This is a genomic window from Pontimicrobium sp. MEBiC01747 (assembly GCF_053601635.1).
Window position 1 is genome coordinate 1 of the sequence record NZ_JBSHNS010000493.1, and the last position, 5,602, is coordinate 5,602.

Consider the following 5,602-nt stretch of genomic DNA (forward strand, 5'->3'; position numbering starts at 1 on the left):
GTACTTAAGTTGTTTGAGTTTAAATCTATATATGGAATAAATAATAGATACTTAAAGTTTTGAGTGGGTTGAAAGTTATAAGATTTATGATTCCAACCAGTATTAGCTATAAAATTTAAAGTTGGATTAACAAATTCCTTATGCCCAATGTTAGAAATAATATTGTTTGGATTATTATTAGAATTTGTTGGTAAAACATTACTGTTACTTATTTGCGTTCCTGTTGTGTTTGGAATTAAGTCATTTACTGCTATTACGTAGAAACGATTATAAGCTTTGCTAGACTTTAAGTCAAATTGTAAATTGTAATGCTCTCCGCCTTGCATAGGGTAATACATAAAAAATGCTTGTCCAGTTCTTTTCCAATTAGACCCTCCTAAGTTTTCTAGTTTATGCCATGTATGAGCAAAATTAGTACCATCTGTAGCAGTTACATTTTGAAAACCATTAGACTTTATATTTGGACTAGTATTTCCATAGGCGTACCAATTTGGCCCTAATTGTTGTTGTGTAAATGCCGTGTGAAAAATGTTTGTGCTACCATTAACAGTTTCAAAACTTCCATTTTGTAGAAATTGAGCATTAATAAAATTAAAAAATAGTAAAAGAGTAATAACGAATGTGTTTTTCATGATAAATTATTTAAGGTTTAAATTATATATCAAAAGTATAGCTGTATAAAACTTGTCTTTAGATCAAATTTCCGAAATGCTCGATTCGCTTGGTAGAATGGCTTTATGGGTTTTTAAGTCTTAGCTAATAATTAATGCTTGAGGACAATTAGATAAAAAGTAGTAGGAAAAGTTTTCGCTCTACATAAGTAATTTTTTACAATAGGAATATAAAACTCAGTTTTCAATTTATATTCCTCAGTACAGTCAGGATTACAAATGTATTTACAAAAGCAATAATTCACTTTTCCTTTCTTGCTAATTATCTATTTTATTAAAATAAATGTTTAGGTTTGAATAATTTATTAGATAATAATGACAGAAATAATAGATTTAAGTCAAGAAATATACGAAGGTATGCCAGTATATAAAAACTTACCACAAGTTAAAATGACTGTTCATAATACACATGAAGAATGGGATGGCGAAGAGAACTCTAAAGCAGTAACACCAAGTGTTTATAAACTAGAATTAGGCGAACAGACAGGCACTCATGTAGATGCTATAAATCATATGGCAAAACCCTATAAAGAACAATCTATAGATACTATGCCATTATCTATGCTTTATACTGAGGGGATTTGTCTAGATTTTTCCCATAAAAACAATGTCACCAGGTGTTCCAGGAGTATCAAATAAAAAAGTGCACCATATTTGTGGAGCCTTAGGCTTTACCCATTATGAAAACATGATAAATTTACACCTTTTAATAGGAAGAGGGCGGTTTCGTTTTATAGGATTACCTTTAAAAATTAGAGGCGGTACTGGGTCTCCAGTTAGAGTTGTAGCAATATTCGAATAACAAAAAATATAATGAGATATAATAAATTTAAACAACTAACATTAGTAGCTTTAATAGTTTCTAGTACCATTACAGCTCAAACAAAAACTTTAAAAATTACTAAACCAGAATTGGTAGGTATGTCTAGTGATAGTTTAGAAAAAATGAACACTCATTTCCATAGATTAGTAGACAAAAAGCAAATTGCAGGCATACAAACAGCCATTATTAAAGACAATAAATTAGTACATTTTAATACCTATGGTTATGCTAATATTGAAACTAAAAAGCCATTAGATAATGAAAGTATTTTTAGAATATTTTCTATGACTAAACCAATTGTTACCGTAGCATTAATGCAACTGTATGAAGAAGGAAAGTTTAAATTAAAAGACCCATTATATAAGTATTTGCCCATGTTTAAAACAATGTACGCCTATACAAATGGAGAAAAACAATTGGCTAAACGACCAATACTAGTTATAGATTTATTGCGGCATACCTCAGGCTTTGGTTATGGTAGGGGAGATAATCAAGAACTTAATGAACTGTATAGAAACTCAGGGTTATGGAGTGCAACAACTAACAAAGAATTTGCAGAACAATTAAGTAAATTACCCTTAACTTTCGAGCCAGGTACCGATTGGCATTATGGAGTATCAACAAATATATGTGGTTACTTAGTAGAAGTGTTATCAGGTAAATCTCTTGACAACTATTTAAAAGAATGTATTCTCAAGCCATTAGAGATGAACGATACCCACTTTCAATTGCCAAAAGAGAAGATTAAAAGGTTTACAGTAGGTTACCGTTGGACTAACGAAACACTAACCGTTTCTGAGACTGCTGAAAATAATAGATATGTAGAAGACGTAACACTATATAATGGAGGAGGCGGTTTAGTATCAACTACGCTAGATTATTTAAAATTTTGCGAAATGTTATTAAACAAAGGAAAGTATAAAGAAGAACGTATTTTAAAAGAAGAAACAGTAGCCCTTTTATTTAAAGACCATATGGCAAATATAAGGCAATATCAAGAACGTTTTAGATTACCATTAGGCGAAGCTAGTTTTGGGTTAGGCTTTGCAATAAAAGGAGAGTATGGAGAACCTCTACAAAAAGTATACGGATGGGGTGGAGCAGTAGGAACCTATTTTAAAATAGATACAGAAGATAACTTAGCATACGTGTTAATGATTCAATTATCACCTTACAGACAGTTAGGTTTAAGACAACGGTTTCAAGACTATGTAAATGGAGCAATAATAGATTAATTAATACTATTACAAACATGTTTAAAATAGGATTTAATCACCCTATTTTTTTATTAATATTAGTAGGCTATTGCAATTAAAAGAAAGCTAAAAAAGACTATAAAAAGTGAAAGAATAGAATAAGCTTCGCAAATTCTGTATTTGCGAAGCTTATTTAAATTTATTTATCCAAATGGTGTTAAGTCTGGTTTTGCAGGTCTAACGGTGTTAAACAATCTTATAGTTTTTGAAGTTCTTACATGAAACGAATTTGTTGTTGGGTTTTGCTCGCAACCACTACCAGTCATTTCAATTTTAATATATTGATGAGTAGCTTGAGATAATAAGTTATTAAAAGTATTACGTAAATTTAAATACGGATACACAGAAGGATTTAGTGGACTAACACTTTGAGAAGATACAATATTACCTTGTGTATCTAACTCATAAGCCCAAAGTCTATATTCAAATATGTCACTAGATGGCGTCATATCAAAAGTAATATAATCGTTAGCGTAGAATTCATTAGAAGGTAAACTATTACCATTTTGAACAGATGTATTAGAAATACGATGTACTAAAAAAGAGGGTACAGCATAAGTACTATTTCTACCAATTGAAAAATTAGAAGTCGTACAAGTAAAAAGATTATTTTGACTATTTGCGTATGTAAGGTTTAAAACATAATCATTAGTTCCTGAAGTAGAAATCTGCGGAGATGAATAAACGAGTCGTGTTATTTGAGCAGAAGGACTTTGATTGCTTAAATTCCCAGAAACAGTACTTGCTATTACGTTACCTTGAAAAGTAAGTTCTGCACTATAAAGATAAAAAGGTGCGGTATTAAATAAACCGCTAGTAACTGATATTACAGACATCTCACTTGCATACAATTGAATACCTTCATAACTACAAACATCCGTAGCATTAACTACAGCACCACAAGTGGACGAGCTTTTTGCTTCTAAATTTTTTGCTTCAAATTTAGATATTGTTTTATTTTCTTCTATACTTTCTATTTCTGAAATAGATGAAGATTCACAACTATTAAAGGCCGTAATGGTAAATAGTACAATAGCTATTTTTACAACTACATTATTTAATTTAGTTATTGGATAATTGATTAATAACAATAGGTTTTTCATAATAAAATTGATTTTAAAGTTTAAATCAAAATTATATTAGAGGTATAATGTTGTAAGCCCTTAACTTCTAAAAGGTGAATCTCAACTTCTGAAAATACTATTCTAGTATCATGTTTAATATTTTTTGTATTTTACTTATGTTATTAATTATAAAACCCCTCGTTATTGGAATCTATACAAACTATTGACCAAGTTATTATATATTTAGATGCTATCATTTTAAAATCTCAAGACGATAATAACCCGTTAGGATATTTTGCTACGCTATATAGAAAAGTCACTATAAAAGTAAAAGAAGGAATACAGAATAACATTTTTGATAATGGCCCTAGAATGGAACGATTAGATGTTATTTTTGCTAGTCGTTATCTAGAAGCATATTTTGCTTACGAAAAACAAGATCCCGTAACTAACTCTTGGCAAGAAGCGTTTAATTTATCTAATAATTATTGGCCTATAGTATTACAACACCTGTTAATAGGAATGAATGCTCATATTAATCTAGATTTAGGAATAGCAGCAGCTGAGGTTTCAAAAGGAGAAGATATAGAGCAATTAAAAGGCGACTTTAATAAAATAAATACAATCCTTTCTGCTTTAGTAATGGAAGTAGAAGACGATTTATCTAAGATTTGGCCTACATTAAAAAAGATATTAACGTGGACGCGTGATGTAGATGACTTCCTTATAGATTTTAGTATGGTTTTAGCTAGAAACGGAGCATGGAAATTTGCTGTGCAATTGGCCAATACACCAGAAGATAAAATAAAAGCAACTATAGCAGAAAGAGATCTTAAAATAGCAAAAAAAGGAAAACTTGTAACTAGCCCAGGAAAAATAGCAGGAATCATTCTTGGTATTATACGGTTGGGAGAACGCGGTAGTGTTTCGAAAAAAATTAAAGATTTAAAGAATTAAATACTTATTTTTGTATTAAATAAAGGTTGTTACAAACAATAAAAGGAATTGTGTTAAAATCGCAAGCTGTCGCGCAACTGTAATTAATAAGTAAATTATTATAAGCCAGATTACTTGCCTTTATTATTTTGCAATAATGCTTTCGCGATTTGAAGCTAATTGATAGTATGTAATCTATAAATACTATTTAAGTTTCATTAAAAGCAATTAAAATGAAACAAATGAGCAATAAAACACTACGAGGACCTTTAAAAAGCTGGGACATATACACACAAGCTATAGATAAGCAAGCAGAAGCATTTATACGAAATACAGAAATAGCCGTATTAAATGAATTTAAAGAACGGTACCATTGGAATCTTAATATAGAAGAGACTCTAAACAATACTACATTTGAGGCCATTATATTAACTAATATAGCTCAAGAGATAGAATGGGTAAATAAAGGTTTTATTAGCATGACAGGTTATCCGGTTAACTATGCAAAAGGAAAAAAACCTAGTTTTTTACAAGGACAAGATTCCTCAAAAGAAGTATTAAAAAAAATTAGAACCCATATTGCAGAAGAATTACATATTAAAGAACGTATTATTAACTATAGAAAAAATGGAGAAAAATATATATGCGATATAGAAATTTTTCCAGTAAAAGATGTTAATGGTAAATTAGCTCACTTATTAGCATTAGAAAAAGAAGTCTACACATTAACTTAAATCTTTAAAAACACTAGATTTAATAGTTGGCCATTCCTCTTTTAAAATGCCATAACAGCAAGTATTTCGTCTAAAACCGTCTTGCATAACAGTATTTTTACGAAGTATACCTTCAAGT

At 29.9% G+C, this 5,602-nt stretch carries 7 protein-coding genes, 1 pseudogene and 1 riboswitch; of the genes and pseudogenes, 5 read left to right on the top strand and 3 right to left on the bottom strand.

Features of this window, described 5'->3' with window-relative positions:
- The coding region (locus ACVC2P_RS16285) for a hypothetical protein (RefSeq protein WP_452599515.1) at positions 1-632 on the bottom strand (632 nt) is incomplete at its 3' end.
- A gap of 354 nt (positions 633-986) precedes the next feature.
- On the opposite strand from ACVC2P_RS16285, the gene ACVC2P_RS16290 reads away from it, so the two are divergent.
- The 3 genes from ACVC2P_RS16290 to ACVC2P_RS16300 are packed head-to-tail and all read left to right on the top strand — an operon-like array spanning position 987 to position 2,729.
- Entirely contained in the window at positions 987-1,310 is a 324-nt protein-coding gene (locus ACVC2P_RS16290) for a cyclase family protein (protein ID WP_452599516.1), read from the top strand.
- Positions 1,279-1,473, top strand: a complete 195-nt coding sequence (locus tag ACVC2P_RS16295; RefSeq protein ID WP_452599517.1) for a hypothetical protein — start codon at positions 1,279-1,281, stop codon at positions 1,471-1,473. Before ACVC2P_RS16290 ends, ACVC2P_RS16295 begins: the two co-directional genes overlap by 32 nt.
- Before the next feature lie 11 nt (positions 1,474-1,484).
- Positions 1,485-2,729: a serine hydrolase domain-containing protein gene (locus tag ACVC2P_RS16300; protein ID WP_452599518.1), complete on the top strand. Its 1,245-nt coding sequence runs from the start codon at positions 1,485-1,487 to the stop codon at positions 2,727-2,729.
- Positions 2,730-2,893: 164 nt separating this feature from the next.
- On the opposite strand, the gene ACVC2P_RS16305 is transcribed toward ACVC2P_RS16300, so the two are convergent.
- Positions 2,894-3,853 carry a hypothetical protein gene (locus ACVC2P_RS16305; RefSeq protein WP_452599519.1) on the bottom strand — a complete coding sequence of 320 codons (960 nt, stop codon included), beginning with the start codon at positions 3,851-3,853 and terminating at the stop codon, positions 2,894-2,896.
- 165 nt (positions 3,854-4,018) lie between these two features.
- Between ACVC2P_RS16305 and ACVC2P_RS16310 the strand changes: the two genes are divergently transcribed.
- Both ACVC2P_RS16310 and ACVC2P_RS16315 read left to right on the top strand, forming a co-directional pair.
- Positions 4,019-4,771: a DUF5995 family protein gene (locus tag ACVC2P_RS16310; RefSeq protein ID WP_452599520.1), complete on the top strand. Its 753-nt coding sequence runs from the start codon at positions 4,019-4,021 to the stop codon at positions 4,769-4,771.
- 6 nt (positions 4,772-4,777) lie between these two features.
- A riboswitch (cobalamin riboswitch) is annotated at positions 4,778-4,907 on the top strand.
- Between the two features lie 76 nt (positions 4,908-4,983).
- The gene (locus tag ACVC2P_RS16315) at positions 4,984-5,484 is read left to right on the top strand and encodes a PAS domain-containing protein (protein ID WP_452599521.1); all 501 of its coding nucleotides are present in this window, start codon (positions 4,984-4,986) and stop codon (positions 5,482-5,484) included.
- Here the strand turns inward: ACVC2P_RS16315 and ACVC2P_RS16320 are convergent.
- Positions 5,476-5,602, bottom strand: a pseudogene (locus ACVC2P_RS16320) (GNAT family N-acetyltransferase); the annotation flags it as partial. The gene ACVC2P_RS16315 and the pseudogene ACVC2P_RS16320 overlap by 9 nt on opposite strands.

What these genes read in the sequence shown, in the direction of transcription:
- ACVC2P_RS16295 (WP_452599517.1), top strand. Translation starts at nt 1,279, where the DNA reads ATGTCACCAGGTGTTCCAGGAGTATCAAATAAAAAAGTGCACCATATT.
- ACVC2P_RS16305 (WP_452599519.1), bottom strand. Translation starts at nt 3,853, where the DNA reads ATGAAAAACCTATTGTTATTAATCAATTATCCAATAACTAAATTAAAT.
- ACVC2P_RS16300 (WP_452599518.1), top strand. Translation starts at nt 1,485, where the DNA reads ATGAGATATAATAAATTTAAACAACTAACATTAGTAGCTTTAATAGTT.
- ACVC2P_RS16290 (WP_452599516.1), top strand. Translation starts at nt 987, where the DNA reads ATGACAGAAATAATAGATTTAAGTCAAGAAATATACGAAGGTATGCCA.
- ACVC2P_RS16315 (WP_452599521.1), top strand. Translation starts at nt 4,984, where the DNA reads ATGAAACAAATGAGCAATAAAACACTACGAGGACCTTTAAAAAGCTGG.